Here is a 16865-nt window from a genome sequence, read left to right on the forward strand (position 1 = left end):
TTCCCCCAGCCCAGAGGGTGCGACCCAGCTCTCACAGTAGAGGTCGTAGAAATAGTATTTTGACAACCGTAAAGAGGTTTACATAAGGGGGCTGTCCGTCCCCACGGAAGGGGACTTCCGTCCCCTCAACCTCCGTTAGTTAAAGCCCAAATCTTCCTAAGCGGGAGACCCAAACACCTTTCCCGCTATCTTCAAATTAAGTGAAATCGCGGAAAGGTGGAAAGTCCTTAACCTTTCGGAGCGTGGAGGGGGTTGATAAACACAATATCAAGCTAGTCTTTATAGCTCTATTCCAGAATCGACTGTTAATGCCATATCTGGACAGAGGAGTGAAGGTGTGTAGACCTAGAGAGGCTTCAGGACTTTGGGAAGGGGAGGTGGTCTTCTCCACCCCTATAACACTGTTGACTGAGAACGGACCTGTAGTCTTCCCTCCGCTCTCTAAAGTGGGAGAAGAATGTACTCACAAAACGCTCGCGATAGCTTGGGCAGACGGTATAATTTGGAGGGAGGGATTGGTTGAGGGGGTTGAGGGGGAGGTGGATGTTCAGGGGGAGGTGGAGGTGCTTGACACCCGATTGATTCCAGCTTTTGCGTTCAGGAAGATCGTGGGGAGAGTCAAAGTGAAAGTAGGAAAAATTCCAGGTGTGCCCCTGATTAAGGTGGAAGACCTTCCTCTGATTTCGTTCTTTCAAGGAAGACTGTTCGAAGCCACTAGGTCCTTGATGCCTTTGTTGAGGTTACTTTCAGCTTCAATACTCTACTACTACTTGAGAAACGATGAGTCCTTGGTTCAAGAAGGGGGGACCTCTCTATAGATCCGGTCCAATTGTACTCCGATTTTCTTACATTTCACTCTAGCCCGCAAATAGATCGACACACCAAGGCCGAGCAGAGAGACTAAGTAAACCAGGTTAATCCAAAGGAGGTTCCCCCGTAGACCTAAGTAAGGAGACATAATGACGGCCCATCCTAAGTAGGACAAGAGGGGAAGAGATAACGCCCCAGCAAATTTAACCGCCTTTCCAGAGAACTTAGTCGCAGCTATAGCCACCAAGCCCATGTAGACAAGTGACAGGGGGAGAAAATCATAGAGCGCAAGAACTCCCACTGATGAAACGAGCGGAACAGACAAGAACGATAGCGTAAGTAGGAGATCCAGAAGGTGAGCTGGGACGGGAGAGCCCCTAGAGTTGATCTGGCCTAGTAGCTCTGGCAGTAGCCTATCCAAAGCCATAGCAAGTATATACCTCGAGAACACTAGAATCCCCATAGAGAGCTCCAGAATTTCCCAAGCGATCAACCCGATGGCTAGAATCCAACCAGCACCGGGTCCAGCTGCATACATCGCCAAGGTCCAGAAGTTGTAAAGGCCTGTATAGAACAGAGAGGAGCTAACTGGACCTTTCATTAAGTAGAAGGGAACTCCTATCAACGCCAACGTTAATAGTTGGGAGAGAAGGACATTTAGTTTTAATGCTTTTCTATCTCGGGCTTCGGCAGCTACAGCTGGGCCAGCGAATACCCATATGAAGCTGAACGCCGATAGTAGTGGAACCGCTTCTAAGGTACCTGAAAACCCAGGTTGACCGTTAAGTCGAGGAACGAGAGAAAAAGTAGAGGCGAAAGAGTGTGAGAGGGGACTCACTCCTTTTAAGTATAGCACTAAGGTGCCATAAGCTACGGCGAAGCACGCGATAATGGAAAGGTAGGTGTTAAGTCTAGACACAGCAGAAGGCCGCCTCACGTTAATAGCAACGAGAAACATGAAGGGGATCGCCGCCACTAGATAGGTGGCCACTGCACCTAAGGAAGGAATTTGCCCTAGACCATCTATTTTGAACATTACTAGTAGAATTTGTTCGAAGCTTGAAGACCAGAAATACGAGGTTAAGGCAAAGTATGTAGGCATGTTAAAGGTCATTGCTACTGCAACTGGAACCGAGAGCTTAGGAGATAACTTCCTGCTTATCCACACATAGTCTCCTCCAGTTCTCGGTAACTGCATCGACATCAAGGTGTAAGCCAGTCCTAACGGTAGGGATATCAGGAACGTTACTAGTGCAGCCATCCAGAGTACGGCAACTCCACCGACATAAGGGGTAACTCCAAGGAAGAGTGCGCTCCCAGCTGACATGTTAGCTAAATTGAGTACCATTAAGTCAAACATCGAAAATCTCTTTACCAGCCCAGACGAATTCCGTATGAATAGGCTAGCCATATTGCAGCTTGAAGACCTTTTCCCTTATAAAGTCAAGGGAACCTAAATAATTTCTCTATTACTAAGTAAATCTAATGATGTATGTATTATTACTGTATCACAACTTAATTCCTCAAGCTTTATCTTCCTCTTTCCTCGCTAGAGACCCCGTCCGTAAGGGCAGGAGTCAAATATAAATGCTGAAAACCTCAATAAAAACTTAAGGAATGGCTAAGCTTGCCATAGGTGTGGGTATGTTACCCACGTGGAAGGCAGAGAATACAATGGCGTCCATAAACGTGGCCCGTGCCTTAACGAGAGGTACGGGTCGAGGGTAGGTAAACACCCCGAAGGGGATGAAGGTGCACCGTGAAGGTCGCCGGAAACCCCGAAGCCCCGCCCGTGAGGAGGGGGGAGTTTACTGAGCTACCCAGTTAAGTGTGGACGCTATCTTAAATTCGGAATGGAGGGCGTAGAGTAAGGAGTAATGATCCTGTGGTCCAGGCGAACTGCTCATAGACACTCTTAGGCTCGAATTTCCGTTTTTAGGCAACAAAACGACGAGTTATTTTTCATGATTTCTAAGAAATTTCTTGCTAACTATAACTATATTAACTCGTCTAGAACCTAATGGGAGCTCTGGACGCTCCCAGTGCGGAGGGTGGGACTCGAACCCACGCAGGCCTACGCCAGCGGAGCCTCAGTCCGCCCCCTTTGACCTAGCTCGGGCACCTCCGCTCATTTGCACCACAGCCAAGGCAGTTTAAAACGTTTTCAGTTTGATGGGAAGAGGTTGCAGAAGAGTCGACTTAGTCTCCCACTAAAGGGTGTATCTTCCCTACACGAAGTGTGTAGCTTAAAGGCCTAATTTTACGCTACAGATAATGGACGCCGTGGATGACACAGTATAGCTCGGGTGGAGCTCGCTAGTTTCGTAGGAGACTATTTGCCCAGACCTATTTAACTTTCATCAACGTCGAGGAAGAAGAGCTTTAACAGGACTACAAAGAAAGGGTATTTGGACTCCACTATTTGGGAGACGAGCTCACTTTTTACAAAGTTGGGGATTGATGGCGGAAAGCTTCACTCGAGAGGGGAGATGGATCCTTATAGAGAACTTAAAAACATGTTTGCCGAAAATCGGTTAGTGTGAGCTGACGACGTCCTTCCCCAACTCGACCGAGGGTTTAACGCGACTGAGGTGGAGGCGATCGGCATCTCCCTCCTACGTCCCTTTCGACAGGGACTAGAGGCCGTTCGACGAGAGTTCACTTCTAAGGGTGGCCCCCTCCCGAGTCCCCCTCTATAGACGTAACCCCGAACAGAAGGTGGGAACCACGAACCCTTGGAGGGGAACCCTCAACGGTGGGGAGGAAGCCAGATTTCTTCCAATCCTGAAGGGTTCTCTCACAACGCTCGTTCTTTCCTATTACCAGGTCGAGTTCACTTAGCTAATGAGTAGTGACTTAGAGTCCTATGTGGGGGCCGATCATTGGACGCCCCGAGAACCCCATAGGGGCGCGAGAAAGTCTATAGATGAGGTGATATAAAATCCATAGACTGAGAATTTATTAAGAAATGTTTTCAGAGCAAGTAAGTTGATTCAACGACTTCTTAGCTTATCCAGAACGATCTTCTGTTCCACTGAGGCTACAAGTCTTCGAGTTTGGATCACGGTGTCCGGGTTCACACTGACGCTATCTATTCCTTCTCTAACTAGAAATTCTGTCAATTCTGGGTAAACGCTTGGCGCCTGTCCACATATGGAGACCGTCTTACCATGTTTGTGAGCTGCTCGTATGAGCCTCTTTATAGCACGCTTCAATGCCTCATCCCTCTCATCGTAGTAACCCATGTTGGCCAGTAGTTCCGAGTCCCTGTCAACTCCCAAGGTAAGCTGGGCCAAATCGTTGCTTCCGATACTGAAGCCGTCGACAATTTGAGCGAACTCCTCAGCCAACATGACAACTGACGGTACCTCAGCCATTATCCAGACCTTAAAGTCTGGAGTCCTCCTCAAACCCTCCTCTTCCATGATCTCCATGGCTTTCTGTAGTTCCCACCTCGTCCGTACGAATGGATACATCACCCAAACGTTCTGAAGACCCATCTCGTCTCTGACTTTCAGCACTGCTCTTAGTTCCAACCTGAACGCCTCTTCGTATTGGGCACTTATGTACCTCGAGACCCCCCTCCATCCTAACATAGGGTTTCTCTCCTCTACCTCAAACTCCTCTCCTCCCCTTAGCCTTCTATACTCATTGGTCTTGAAGTCCGAGAATCTCACTACTACCGGTCTAGGCCTTATCGCAGAGGCTACCATTGCGATCCCCTGAGACAATTTATCTACGAAAAGGGACTGCTGGCCTGTCTTGATAAGGTAGAGAGGATGGTACTTAATCCATTCTGAGACAATGAACTCTATTCTCATTAGCCCAATTCCATCGAATGGTAAGTCCACATATCGACTTATCATGTCGGGTTGTCCCAGATTCATATAGATCTTAGTGGCGGTGATTGGATAGAGGTTAGTTAGGGCCTCCTTACTGACTCCCATTGAAGCTGGAACTTCGCTACTCAATACCCTAGGCACTAGGTTCGTGTCGCCTTCGTAGACCACTCCGCTAAAACCATCGACCGTAACGAGTTGACCATCCTTTATCACTTTGGTACCGTTCTTAACCCCTACTACCGCTGGCACTCCAAGCTCTCTCGATACTATTGCAGCATGGCTAGTCATTCCACCTTCATCGGTGACTAGGGCAGAAGCGAGCCTCATCACTGGCACCCAGTCTGGGTCTGTCATCCTAGTTACCAATACATCTCCCTTCTGGAAGTCCTTGGCCTCCGAGACGTCCAATATAACCCTAGCTCTACCTGCTCCGATTCCAGGACTAGCAGGTAATCCCTTCGTCAATATCCTGGCCGTTGCCTCCTTCTGAGGAACATCCGTCTCTTGAGTTCTCTTGGACCAGAAGGTTTCAGGCCTAGCCTGAACTATAAATATGTTCTCTGGAAAAGGAAGATCGGCGTCTATGGCCCACTCCAGATCCATGGGTCTTCCGTAGTGCTTTTCGACTTCCTTTGCCATCTTGGCCAGCTCTATTGCTTCCTCCTCTTTGACACTCATGGAGTCAGCCTCCTCTGGAGAGAGTTGGACCTCCTTGTTCTCTTTCCCATCATAGACTATCTTGAGCGCCTTGTGGGAGGTCCGCGCTTCTATCACAGTGAGGGTGTCCTTGTCTATCACCACCTCGTCAGGAGTCACTTTTCCGGCTGCGACGCTCTCTCCTAACCCCCAGTTGGACTCTATCACTATGTGGTTCCTATCCCCATTGGCAGGATTGAGGGTGAACATGACTCCGGCACTCCTGGCATTAACCATCATTTGAACTACGACGCCCATGGAGACTGAGGAACTACCTATACCCTTACTCCTTCTGTAGGAAATCGCCCTCTCGTTGAACAGACTGGCCCACACCATCTTCACCCTCATCATCAACTCCTCCCTCCTGACATTCAAGTAAGTATCCTGCTGTCCTGCGAAGCTCGCACCAGTTAAGTCCTCTGCTGTAGCTGAGGACCTCACAGCCACCAACACTTCTCTTGATACCTTGGAGGTCAGCTCTTCATATGCGCTGGCTATGGCCTGCTCCAAGTCTCTAGGGATCGATGAATTCATTATGAGGGCCTTTATGTCGGCTGAGGCCTGTCTATCGTCCTTTGATGAAAGGATCTCGTTTACTTTCTCGAAGATTCCATTGGATCTGAGGAAATAATTAAAGGCCTTTGAGGTCACCACGAAACCTGGAGGTACTCTAGCCCCCATGGCGATGAGCTCCCCAAGGTTAGCAGCTTTACCTCCCACAAGTCCGACCATGTCCTTGTTCACATCTTGGATCTTAACGACGTACTCCTCCTTTCCTATTAAAGAAGAGACCACAGTTGTGTCACAAGCGGGACAATGCACTGAATTTTAAAAAAGTTTATGCGGACCATTGTATGTAGTCCACGATAGAAAAGGATCACTTATGCTGGATGGAGGTCTCTTGACCTCCCGTGACAAACGAAGGCAAGTCTGGGAACTTCTCTTTCATTCTGCTCTCTGCAACCACGCTAGCCTCCTCCAATATCTTCCTAGCCTCGGCTGAGCTTGGCGCAAACTGGTAGCCTCCTCCGGCAAACTCCCCGGCCTCCGTGACCACTTCCTCCAACGTCTCCTGGATCTCTGTGAGCTCAAGGCCTATCTCTGGCATTATGGCCTTTATTGCACCCTTCAGTTCAGACACTATCGCCACCACTGGCTGTAGGCTGGTGAAGACGTCTCCTACGCTGATCACGGTCTCCAGTCTCAAACTGACCTGTTCCAGCGCGATCTGGGTTATGATGAGTTGCTTGGATATCCTGCGGAGCTCTGCCACCTCATTAGAGTACATCGACGCTCTGGCGTTGTCCTTGCTAGATACGGCGTCCACTACTCTCTCGAATAACGTTCTGTCCCTCTCTTGAAGCCTAGCTATGTATACGTCCAACCTATTCAGTGTCGTTTTAAGTTTGTATTGCGCCATCACAAGCCTATGCCTCAGGGGTTCCTGCGATCTGAAAGCGTTCTTCATTCTTTCTCCTATGCTGGGCTCCTTCTTTCCAACCCAACCCCTCTGGAACTCCTCTAGTCCATTAGCCATAGGGCTCGATCTCTTTAGTTATTCATGAAAACTTTTAAGGGAATGAGCCCATAGCCCCATTCTTATTATCGATAACACAGAGATGGAAATGTGGGAGCTCTAAAGATAGTACTAAATGGAGATAAGCTTATAATAAATAATTCTTCGGCGCTTACTCTGAGACTTCTGGAGGTCAGAGTAGGTTACAGGACTTCCGCAGAGGACTACGCTGGAAGGCCTACTACTAGGACCGTCACCGAGTCGACCATGCTACAGAGGGAGCTGAAAGCCGGCCAGTCCATAGAGTTGCGGCTAAGGTCCAGCGAAGTCAGTGTAGTCACCTTGATCTACAGTGACGGTAAGAAGGTGATGCGAGAGGATCTAGAGCCCTGAAAGGTGCCCTGAAAGGTATCTACTAAACAATGAGGAAATCCTCTCAGCGACCTTAGGATCAGAGGACACCTCTTCCGGCCATTCCCGCCCTGCCTCCTGCTTGAACTTCCTAGTTGCGTCTATGCCCAGCTTGCTCCCTAACGGAGGATTAGGTACCGTGTGATCTAGCGTGTCAGTTATGGTGTTCTCAACCACAACGACGTCCCTCTTGGGATCTACGGTTGTAACGAGGGCGAAAATGACCTTATTGATATCGTGAACATCCACGTCAGCATCTACTATTATTATAACCTTGAGTAGACTGAGCTGTCCGCTCCCCCAGAGTGACATCATGACTTTCCTGGCCTGCCCAGGATATTGTTTCTTTATAGAGAAAATACCTAAACCAGTGTATAGTCCGTACTCGGGCAAATACATGTCAACCACCTCAGGTACGAGCAGCCTGATGAAGGGAAGAAAGAGTCTTTCGATGGCCCTTCCTATCCACGCGTCCTCGAGAGGTGGCTTACCTACGCTGGTAACATGGAATATGGGGTCCTCCCTCACGTAAGTCCTCTCCAATTTGAAAGTGGGATAGGGTTCCGATGGAGTGTAATAGCCCAAGTGGTCGCCGAAGGGTCCCTCTGGTCGCTGATCCATTAGGTCGACATAACCTTCCATCACAAGCTCGGCCCTAGCTGGAACTAGGACTCCGTTTTCTAGTTTCGCCACCTCTAATCCCTCTCCCCTGAGGATCCCAGCGAAGAGGAACTTGTCGAGCCCTGGGGGCACGGGGGAGGCCCCCACTAACGTAGTAACTGGATCCACGCCATTGACCAAGGCCACTGGCACTCTGCCTTGGCCAGACTCTAGGTACCTTCGAGCTAGGTGAGAACCGCCCTTCATGGCCTGCCAATGAATGAGGGCCTCCCTCTGGTTCAGAACTTGGATCCTGTAGACCCCCATTCTATTGGAACCGTTCTCTGGGTCCTTCGCAACAGTTAACGTGAATGTCATGTACCTTCCAGCATCCTTGGGCCACGTTCGGATGGCTGGAACGTCTGCGAGTGTCAGGTTGGATTCCCTGAACTCCGCTCTCCTGAGCCTAGGGGTTATCCTCCCCAATTTGAGAGCACTGGAAAGCGAGGTGAACTTCTGAGTGAAGGTCACGGGTACCCTCATGAAAGACTTCACGAACTCCTCGGTAACCGCTTCTAACCTCTCCGTTCCGAACAGTTCCGTCAAGGCGGACATGGAATAGAAGACGTTTCCTAGGATCTTCCATCCTGGATACTCCTTTATTCTCTTTAACAATACTGGAGGAGTTCCAGAATAGCAGGCCCTCCTCATAAGCTCAGCGACTTCTAACTCTACACTTAGCTCCTCTTCAACCTCTATTAATCTGCCCCGTCTTCTCATATGGTCTAGGTACTCCCTGAGGTCCCGAAACACCATTGACAGGAATGAACACCAAAGCTTAAAACTTGTTCAAAAATAGCGAATGGGGAGTGGTGGATCAGTTGGAAACAAAGGGTCTATGAGATGCCTTCGCTGCAGTTTTGAATCCGACTTAGACCAAAGATTAGTAACTTGTCCCAACTGCGGCGGGCTTCTCGAAATAAAACTTGATCCAAAGGTTGATTTCTCCTTCAGCAGTGCGAGAGGGAGGGGAGTGTGGAGGTATTCTCCACTTATTCCGGGAAGGTATGATAAAGTAGTGAGCCTAGAGGAGGGAAACACCCCTCTGATAAAGACGTCAACCTTCGGTGGAAACTTCCTTGCTAAGTTCGAGGGCGCCAATCCCACGGGAAGTTTCAAGGACAGGGGAATGTCAGTAGCTGTCAGTAACGCTTCAAATTTGGGATATAGGGCTGTAATGGCGGCCTCTACTGGAAACACCGCAGCCTCGGCAGCCGCCTATGCCGCCAGGGCCGGAATGAGATCGTTCATAATCCTACCCAAGGGCAAGATAGCATTAGGTAAGTTAGCACAGTCTGTCCTCTACGGAGCGGAGGTGATAGAGGTAGAGGGAAACTTCGACGAGGGGCTCGAGGCCGTCTTGAACGTCCACAAGACCAACGGCACCGTTTACCCACTCAACTCTTTCAATCCTTGGCGCTTAGAGGGACAAAAAACGCTGGCCTTCGAAGTGGTTGAGTCGGTAGGGGTACCTGACACCGTGGTAGTCCCAGTGGGGAACGCCGGAAACATATATGCCATATGGAAGGGTTTCGTGGAATTGACGCAGGTGGGACTTACAGAAAGGGTACCTAGAATGATCGGTGTACAAGCAGAGGGGGCCTCTCCCATAGCTAGGGCTGTTCTAGAGGGGAGAGAGATTCCAGAGTTCACCGAATCTCCAGAAACAATTGCATCGGCCATTCGCATAGGTAAGCCAGTCAACTGGCCCAGAGCTATGAGGGCGATACGTGAGTCTAACGGAACGGCGGTCGTCGTCACAGACGAAGAGATCCTCTTGGCTCAAACTGAAATGGCAAGGAGGGAGGGGCTCGGAGTGGAGCCGGCCTCTGCCGCTACACTCGCGGGGTACGTTAAGCTACTTAAGCTAGGAGTCGTTTCCAAGGAGGAACTGGTGGTGGGAGTATTCACTGGACACTCCCTTAAGGATCCAGACTCCATGATGAGGGCTGGAACTAGGAGGTTCCTCGTTCCTCCCTCTGAAGTCCTGAAGCTTGTAGAGGGTGAGCTACGTGTTGGTCGTTAAGATAGGGGGTTCCATCCTCTCCGACCACGAAGTGTATGGAAAGATAGCCGACAAGCTTTCCTCGCTCGACGCGGATAGGGTAGTGGTAGTTACGTCGGCGCTCAGAAACGTCACAAACGAGTTATTGGCGGGGATGGAAAGAAGGGACCAGATAACGGAAATTGTCTCCTCCATATACGATAGACATCTCAACGTTTTGTCTAAAATCGCTGACGGTGTGAACTTCGAGAGGGCGTTCCAACAACTTTCGAAACTTTCGGACGAACTGTTCCGAGTGGCGTGGTCGGTGAAGGTCTTGGACGAGATAACCCCGAGGGTGAGGGACTACGTTCTTTCCTTCGGCGAGAGGATGTCCGTTGTACTACTAGACGCCGCCCTGAGGACTTACGGGCTCATAACGTCAGGTCTGCCCGAGCCAGTTATGGTAACTGACGAGAACTTCGGTGAGGCTAACGTCATAGAGTTTGACACTTCAGTGAAGTTAAGGGAATTGATCGGAAAGTCAGACTCCAAGGTTTTGGTCGTACCTGGATTCATAGGAGTTTCACCAAGCGGAAAGCTGACTACTGTGGGAAGGGGAGGAAGCGACTACACTGCGACCCTAGTAGGAAGGTTCCTAGGTGCAGAGGAAGTCAGACTTGTCACGGAGGTACCCGGCATAATGACAGGAGATCCTAAGAGGTTCCCTGGTGCTAAGACCATATCTAGGCTCTCTTTGGAGGAGGCGCTAGAGCTAGCACTACTTGGCGTGAAGAGATTCCACCCGCGCACCTTCGAACCCATGTTCCAGACCAATCTCAGAGTTAGGGTCGAGAACCTCACTGAGCCTGGTTGCACTATAGTGGAGGGAACGTGCTCCGACTATGGTATCAAGGGTGTTGCCATAATAGACGACGCCAAGGTATTGAGTGTTGAGAGCACAAGAATGGCGGGTAAAGTTGGATCTGCGGCGGCTATAATGAGTGAAGCCAAGGACGCCCAAGTCAACCTCATCTCGTTCTCCCAACCTGCTTCAGAGACGACGATCCAACTACTGGTAAACTCGGACTCGTCGACGAAGTTGAGGGAGAGGCTACGTACTATGGAGGGGAAGCTCATAAAGGCGGTCCATGAAACTGACGCTAGCGCAGTGAGTGTGGTGGGGTGTGGGCTGCGAAGCCGAGAAATGTTCAAGAGGGTATTGGAGGTATCCTCGGGCTACGACGTCCTCTCTGTTTCTAGAGGACTTAATAGGGTTAGCGTCACCTTCGTGGTGGAGAGGAGCCAAGGTGAACAACTCGCCAAAGAATTACACAGGGTGGTCGTAAGTGGATAAGTTGAAGGTTTCTCTACTTGGAGCCACCGGCATGGTGGGCCAGAAGATGGTGAGAATTCTTTCTAAACACCCGTACATAGAACTGACCAAGGTAAGTGGTTCTCCTCCCAAAGTAGGTAAGAAATACGCTGAGTCTGTGAAGTGGGTGGAACCTGGGGAGATCCCCGAAGAGGTGGCCGAAATGAGAATGTCGTCCACCGATCCTAACGACCATAAGGATTCCGACTTCGTGCTCTCTGCCCTTCCAAACGAAGTGGCGGAGGAGGTCGAGTTGAAGATGGTAAAGGAGGGATTGAAGGTGGTCTCTAATGCGAGCCCGTTCAGAATGGATGAAGACGTCCCACTAATTAACCCAGAACTCAACTGGAATCACCTCGAGTTACTGAAACATCAGGGGAAAAGGAAGGGATGGAAAGGATTGATGGTCAAAAACCCCAACTGCACCTCGGCCATAATGGCCATGGCAATGAAGCCCGTCCTTGACGCCGTGGAACACGGCAGAATACACGTTACTACCCTCCAATCAGTGAGCGGGGCAGGTTACTCTGGACTCTCATTCATGGCCATGGTAGACAACGTTATACCATACATCAAGGGGAGGAAGACAAGGTACACAGGGAAAGCGAGAAGATGTTAGGTACGTTGGAGGACGGAAAGGTAAAGAGGAGGTCGTTAGATATGGAGGTGACTACGGTCAGGGTACCAGTGAGGGTCGGGCACATGGGAATAATAACGGTAGAGACCAAGGCCGAGGTGGATATAGAGGAGGTTAAGAGGACGCTCAGAGATTTCAGGTCCTTCCCCCAACACCACAACCTCCCAACGGCTCCCAAGGCACCCATAATACTCAGGGAGGAGGAAGACAGGCCTCAACCAGCTAAGGACTTAGGGGTGGACGATATGGCCGTCTACGTGGGCAGGATCAGATACAGCGGCAGAGCACTCAGGCTGATAGCCTTAGGCAACAACCTAGTGAGGGGTGCTGCCGGAATCACGGTACTCACCTTGGAAGTGATGAGGGAGATGGGGCTCGCCTGAGCATGTCGAGTCCCCTCAAGTTGGACCTTCACGTGCACACTTACTATAGTGACGGGAAGGAGTCACCAGAAGAAATGATGAGAGCCGCTAGAAGAGCTGGACTCCACATGATCGCCGTGACCGATCACGACACATTCGATGGTGCCAAGACCGTAGCGGGAAGGATAGTGATGGGGATGGAGGTAACCACACAATACGGTCACGTAGTTGTCTTGTGCTCAGAACCGATGCCCTTACCTAAACTCCTTCCAGATCTATTGGACGCGTCCAAGGACCAGAATTGCTTGGCCTTCCCCTCCCACCCTTTTGACGTCACCAGAGCAGGGTTAGGAGAGAGAATCCATCATTTTAAGTTTGATGCGGTGGAAGTGTTCAACTCCAAAGCACCTCGTTCAGCTAACCAAAGGGCGCTAGAGGTGTCTAGAACTCTATCGCTTCCCGGCCTAGCTAACAGCGATTCCCACGTTAAGTCCGCGCTGGGCTCGGCTTACAACCTAGTTTACGCAGACTCGACCAAACCGGAAGACATTCTAGAGGCCATAAGGAAGGGGATGGTCACTCCCGTGGGAATCGGACTGGGAGTAAAAGCTAAGTTGGAGATCGTCGAGTGGTACGTGCAGAGGAAGATTGCGCACAATTTCCGCCGACCTATGCGTCAGATGTAAGGGATACAAGTACCTCTGCGGACTCCCCGTCTGTCCACTGATGGAGAGGTTCAGGGCGATCACGAGGACCATGGCCAGCGTCAAGGTCGACGGAAGTTCTTCAGCTGTGAGCGGTGCCACCCCTCCTAGCGCTATAGTTGGAGAGAGGGGTTATCCTAAAGTAGCCGTCCTCTACAACGTCCCACCTGGAGTGGGAGAGCAGGAGGCTAGGCGTTTCGAAGATCCAGAGAATTGGTGGGGAAACGTTGGACTCACAGAGATCTTACGGCTTAGGTCCTCGATGATCTCCTCAGTGTACTCTCAAGTTAACGTGTCAGAACCTTGGAAACTCTACGAGAGGGAGATATCCCTCACATCCATCTCCTCTAAGCCCGTTGACTCGGAAGTGAGAGTCAAGGGGGTGATAGAACCAAAATTGAAGTTCGATGGGCTTCTGTTACCTCGAGGGCCCACAGCTGAGGCTGAGAGCATAAGGCTCGTTGGCAATCCAAAGCTCAGTAAGCCCTTGGAGAGACTCATAAACGACGATGTCAAGGTGGAGCAGGCAATCAGGGAGATCTACGGTCAGGAAAGTCGCTACACCCTCATAAACGCCTTAGCATTCGGCCTTCTTGGAGAGAGGAAGTCTAGGAGGATAGTACCTACGAGGTGGGCCATAACCGCAGTCGACGGTGCCCTCGGCAAGTACTTTTTGAATAAAGTGAGGAGACACCCGTTGTATAATGAGCTGGAGGTTCACTTCAGCTCCTACTTAGGTAACGACTTTCACGTGATCCTAGTCCCTTCTCCATACACCGCAGCCTGGGTTGAAATATGGCATCCCACTACTCCGTGGGCCCAAGAAGTGACTGTGGTAGAGTTGAGGGAGGATCACTTCGGACACTACGAGTTCTTGGACGGTGGATATATGGCCGCGAGGTTGGCAGTGTTGGAGTACCTGAACTCCTTGGGCAGGCAGGCCACCGTGATCATTGTGAGGGAGATTACCAAGGAATACTTCGCTCCCGTGGGGAACTGGCATATAAGGGAAACTGTGAAGCGAGCCATGGGAAACGTGGTCCTAAAGGGTGTTGAGTTGGAGCAGGCCCTCAAGTTCGTGAGTCGAAGGTTGAGGGCGGCCGTTGATCTCACCAAACTAAAAACAATCTCCTCGGTTAGGGGGCAGAAGAGGATAGACGAGTTCACAATGTGAAGACTAGGGCGGCCATAGCCCCAAAGAACTTGTTCTCGGCTTGGGTCCAGACTAGGCTCCTCGGACCATCTATCACAGAGCTCTCCACCTCCTCACCTCTCACCGCCGGCAGACAATGCATAAAGACCGCGTCAGATGACGCGTACGACATAAGGTCGTTCGTCACAGCGTAGGGCCTGAGAATGGACCTGCGCCTATCCGCCTCCGACTCCTTGCCCATGCTCACCCAGACGTCAGTGTACACGACCTTCACTCCCCTCACGGCTTGATAGGGATCCTCGAAGAACTCGACAGTCGCATCAGTCAGTTCGGACTCCTCCTCCACCTTCCTTAACACGTCCTCCGAGGGCTTGAGTTCCTTAGGTGAAGCGACGTTAAGTTCTAATCCCAGCTTGGCTACTGCACCCATGAGGCTAGCCAGCACATTATCGCCACCATCACCCACGAAGGCAATTTTCGGAATACGGCCGAAGTGTTCCTTCATCGTGAATAGATCCGAGAGGGCTTGGAGTGGATGTTCCGCGTCACTGAGTAAGTTGAGGACTGGGACTCCGGAGCTCCTACTCAACTTGATCAGGGTTTCGTGGCGTAAAACCCTAGCTCCTATGCCGTGCACATACTTCCCAAGGACTCTCCCCGTGTCTTCAACTGGCTCACCCCTGCTCAGTTGAAGATCCATCCCGGTGAAAACGATCGGATGACCCCCTAACGCCGCTACGGCCGACTCGAAGCTCACTCTCGTTCGAGTGCTGGGCTTCTCCAACAGTATTGCCACCCTCTTCCCCTGGAGAGTTTGAGGCGCCCCCCTGCCAAGTAGAGGTTCTTCATGAAGGTTGTGGCCTCTAACAGGGATTCCAGCTCTCCCCTGCTCAAGTCGAAGACGCTAAGCAAACTCCTTCCCTTTGACATAATTTATTTGGTAGGAGATACGGATTATATAAGCGAGATGAACGTCGTCGAGGTGCTCGACAACATCATGAGGGAGAGAAAAGGAAACAGACCTCGTGCAGAACAGTGGCAGATAGTGCAAGTGCTCCTCGAGATAGAGAGAGAACAACCGGTGGGTAGACTAAAATTAATGGAGAAGGTGGGAATGAGCGAGGCCACGGTGAAGACAGTGGTTCGTAGGCTCAGGGAAGCGGGACTGGTGGAAGTTGATAGGGTGGGCGGTGTCCTCCTGAACGAAAGGGGAAGGTCAGTTGTGGACATATGGAAAGCGAGGTTCGAGATCGCTGACGTAGAGTTGAGGACAATTGGATGGGTCGGAAACTTGCTCCGCGTCGTGGGGGGCACAGAGCTACTTTCAAAAACTTCGGTTGTTGAACTTAGAGACTTAGGGGTTAAATCTGGGGCTACTGCCGTACTTGTGGCTGTGTTCAGAGACGGAAAGGTAGAGCTCCCTCCAATGACAGTTGAGGAAGTTGAACCGCTTTTGAGAGAAGTGCGGGACTCCTGTCCTCGTTGTTCTGACGGTGACGTGGCCTTCATAACTACTCCTAGGACTCCACAGGTGCCGTACAACCTCTCAATTTGGCTTCAGAGGATCATGCAGTGACGTTGAAGTTAGGTTTCCTAGTTAACCCATATGCGGGAGCAGGAGGAAGGGTAGGTAAGAAGGGTAGTGATGGGCTCAGACTGATCAATCCAGAGACTCCCAATAGGGCACTCAGATTCCTTCAGGCCCTCGAACCTAACGTTAAGATTTTGACTCCCCAGTTAAAAATGGGTGAGGACTATGTCTCGGTTATTACCACCAACTACGAAGTGCTTCCGGTTGGTGGAGTAGACACAACTGCCGAAGACACCGTCAGAGCGGTTCACCTTATGTTGGAGGAAGGAGTCGGCTTGATAGTCTTTCAAGGAGGAGATGGCACTGCGTTCGACGTGATGAGGGGCCTAAGTGAGAGGAAGGTTCCAGTAGTTGGTGTCCCTGGCGGTGTTAAAATGCACAGCGGAGTGTTCGCCTCGTCTCCCGAGAACGCCGCCCGATTAGTGATAGCCTTCCTGAAGGGACTGGCCGAACTAGTTGAGGCGGACGTCTTAGACGCTGATGAGGAGGCGTACAGGAGAGGAGAGTACAGGATTGTAAGGAGAGGAACCCTCACTTCAATCAATGCGCTCAACTTACTCGTCCCTAACAAGGACGAACTTCCCTCAGAACAAGAGGAGCTAGACGCAGTGGCCAACTACATACTCGAAAAAATGGAGAACGGAGTTAACTACATCATAGGTCCAGGAAGGACGACGAAGAGAATCGAGGAGCTCTTGGGGATCCCTACCAACTTCATGAGTGTGGATGTAGTGAGGGACGGAAAATTGTTGTTGAGAGGTACAACATATTTCGACCTCATGAGACTTGAGGGCCCAACGAAGATAGTGGTAACCCCAATTGGAGGACAGTCCTTTCTCTTTGGGAGGGGAAATCAGGAAATAGGTCCTGAGATCCTGAAGAGGGTGGGAAGAGAGGGGATTATCGTAGTGTCGAGTCTGAGGAAGGTTCGCTCAATTCAGTGTCTAAGAGTAGACAGTGGAGACCCCCAAGTCGACTCTTCAATGAAGGGCACCTATTGGGTGATCGTGGGGTACAATCAATTCTTCCCCATCAGAACCTGCTAACAGATCAAGAAATTAAAGTGAGTTGGTATAGAATTAGTTGCCGTTTCATTATATCAATGTTTTAAGCTCAGACTTAAA

The 16865-nt window shown here is 50.6% G+C and carries 12 protein-coding genes, 1 tRNA gene and 2 pseudogenes; 9 read left to right on the plus strand and 6 right to left on the minus strand.

Features of this window, described 5'->3' with window-relative positions; genetic code table 11:
* The first annotated feature begins 308 nt into the window (after positions 1 to 308).
* The gene (locus tag HS1genome_RS05400; protein ID WP_126449927.1) at positions 309 to 818 is read left to right on the plus strand and encodes a hypothetical protein; all 510 of its coding nucleotides are present in this window, start codon (positions 309 to 311) and stop codon (positions 816 to 818) included.
* On the opposite strand, the gene HS1genome_RS05405 is transcribed toward HS1genome_RS05400, so the two are convergent.
* The 4 genes from HS1genome_RS05405 to cdvB1/B2 all read right to left on the minus strand — a co-directional run bounded on the left by HS1genome_RS05405 (position 794) and on the right by cdvB1/B2 (position 6885).
* Positions 794 to 2221 carry an APC family permease gene (locus tag HS1genome_RS05405; RefSeq protein ID WP_126449928.1) on the minus strand — a complete coding sequence of 476 codons (1428 nt, stop codon included), beginning with the start codon at positions 2219 to 2221 and terminating at the stop codon, positions 794 to 796. The genes HS1genome_RS05400 and HS1genome_RS05405 overlap by 25 nt on opposite strands.
* A 632-nt stretch (positions 2222 to 2853) precedes the next feature.
* Positions 2854 to 2938, minus strand: a tRNA-Leu gene (locus tag HS1genome_RS05410).
* 865 nt (positions 2939 to 3803) lie between these two features.
* The gene (gene ppsA / locus HS1genome_RS05415; protein WP_126449929.1) at positions 3804 to 6143 is read right to left on the minus strand and encodes a pyruvate, water dikinase; all 2340 of its coding nucleotides are present in this window, start codon (positions 6141 to 6143) and stop codon (positions 3804 to 3806) included.
* Between the two features lie 82 nt (positions 6144 to 6225).
* Positions 6226 to 6885, minus strand: a complete 660-nt coding sequence (gene cdvB1/B2 / locus HS1genome_RS05420; RefSeq protein WP_126449930.1) for a cell division protein CdvB1/B2 — start codon at positions 6883 to 6885, stop codon at positions 6226 to 6228.
* A gap of 90 nt (positions 6886 to 6975) precedes the next feature.
* Here cdvB1/B2 and HS1genome_RS05425 point away from each other — a divergent pair, with 90 nt between their 5' ends.
* A complete protein-coding gene (locus HS1genome_RS05425; protein WP_126449931.1) occupies positions 6976 to 7257 on the plus strand; it encodes a hypothetical protein in 282 nt (93 codons plus the stop codon).
* Here HS1genome_RS05425 and HS1genome_RS05430 read toward each other — a convergent pair.
* Positions 7246 to 8691: a UbiD family decarboxylase gene (locus HS1genome_RS05430; RefSeq protein WP_126449932.1), complete on the minus strand. Its 1446-nt coding sequence runs from the start codon at positions 8689 to 8691 to the stop codon at positions 7246 to 7248. The genes HS1genome_RS05425 and HS1genome_RS05430 overlap by 12 nt on opposite strands.
* A gap of 82 nt (positions 8692 to 8773) precedes the next feature.
* Between HS1genome_RS05430 and thrC the strand changes: the two genes are divergently transcribed.
* The 5 genes and pseudogenes from thrC to HS1genome_RS05455 all read left to right on the plus strand — a co-directional run bounded on the left by thrC (position 8774) and on the right by HS1genome_RS05455 (position 14171).
* Positions 8774 to 9961, plus strand: coding sequence for a threonine synthase (gene thrC / locus HS1genome_RS05435; protein WP_126449933.1), 1188 nt, complete (start codon positions 8774 to 8776; stop codon positions 9959 to 9961).
* Positions 9948 to 11276, plus strand: a complete 1329-nt coding sequence (locus tag HS1genome_RS05440; protein ID WP_126449934.1) for an aspartate kinase — start codon at positions 9948 to 9950, stop codon at positions 11274 to 11276. Before thrC ends, HS1genome_RS05440 begins: the two co-directional genes overlap by 14 nt.
* A gap of 31 nt (positions 11277 to 11307) precedes the next feature.
* Positions 11308 to 12314: pseudogene (asd, locus tag HS1genome_RS05445) on the plus strand (aspartate-semialdehyde dehydrogenase).
* Between the two features lie 2 nt (positions 12315 to 12316).
* Positions 12317 to 12979 carry a CehA/McbA family metallohydrolase gene (locus HS1genome_RS05450; protein ID WP_126449935.1) on the plus strand — a complete coding sequence of 221 codons (663 nt, stop codon included), beginning with the start codon at positions 12317 to 12319 and terminating at the stop codon, positions 12977 to 12979.
* Positions 12942 to 14171 (plus strand): Nre family DNA repair protein, encoded by a 1230-nt coding sequence (locus HS1genome_RS05455; protein ID WP_126449936.1) that lies wholly within the window; start codon positions 12942 to 12944, stop codon positions 14169 to 14171. The genes HS1genome_RS05450 and HS1genome_RS05455 overlap by 38 nt, the downstream gene beginning before the upstream one ends.
* On the opposite strand, the pseudogene argF reads toward HS1genome_RS05455, so the two are convergent.
* A pseudogene (argF, locus tag HS1genome_RS05460) lies at positions 14161 to 15080 on the minus strand (ornithine carbamoyltransferase). The gene HS1genome_RS05455 and the pseudogene argF sit on opposite strands and share 11 nt — an antisense overlap.
* Between argF and HS1genome_RS05465 the strand changes: the two are divergent.
* Positions 14998 to 15726: a helix-turn-helix domain-containing protein gene (locus HS1genome_RS05465; RefSeq protein ID WP_162299807.1), complete on the plus strand. Its 729-nt coding sequence runs from the start codon at positions 14998 to 15000 to the stop codon at positions 15724 to 15726. The pseudogene argF and the gene HS1genome_RS05465 sit on opposite strands and share 83 nt — an antisense overlap.
* On the plus strand, positions 15723 to 16787 hold the full coding sequence (locus tag HS1genome_RS05470; RefSeq protein ID WP_229768183.1) for an ATP-NAD kinase family protein: 1065 nt from the start codon (positions 15723 to 15725) through the stop codon (positions 16785 to 16787). Before HS1genome_RS05465 ends, HS1genome_RS05470 begins: the two co-directional genes overlap by 4 nt.
* The last annotated feature ends 78 nt before the right edge of the window (positions 16788 to 16865 follow it).

The organism is Sulfodiicoccus acidiphilus (assembly GCF_003967175.1).
Lineage (GTDB): Archaea > Thermoproteota > Thermoprotei_A > Sulfolobales > Sulfolobaceae > Sulfodiicoccus > Sulfodiicoccus acidiphilus.

Bases quoted from the DNA above. Each gene is read 5' to 3' on its own strand.
- HS1genome_RS05465 (WP_162299807.1), top strand. From the start codon at position 14,998: ATGAAGGTTGTGGCCTCTAACAGGGATTCCAGCTCTCCCCTGCTCAAG.
- HS1genome_RS05430 (WP_126449932.1), bottom strand. From the start codon at position 8,691: ATGGTGTTTCGGGACCTCAGGGAGTACCTAGACCATATGAGAAGACGG.
- HS1genome_RS05450 (WP_126449935.1), top strand. From the start codon at position 12,317: ATGTCGAGTCCCCTCAAGTTGGACCTTCACGTGCACACTTACTATAGT.
- HS1genome_RS05400 (WP_126449927.1), top strand. From the start codon at position 309: ATGCCATATCTGGACAGAGGAGTGAAGGTGTGTAGACCTAGAGAGGCT.
- thrC (WP_126449933.1), top strand. From the start codon at position 8,774: ATGAGATGCCTTCGCTGCAGTTTTGAATCCGACTTAGACCAAAGATTA.
- cdvB1/B2 (WP_126449930.1), bottom strand. From the start codon at position 6,885: ATGGCTAATGGACTAGAGGAGTTCCAGAGGGGTTGGGTTGGAAAGAAG.
- HS1genome_RS05405 (WP_126449928.1), bottom strand. From the start codon at position 2,221: ATGGCTAGCCTATTCATACGGAATTCGTCTGGGCTGGTAAAGAGATTT.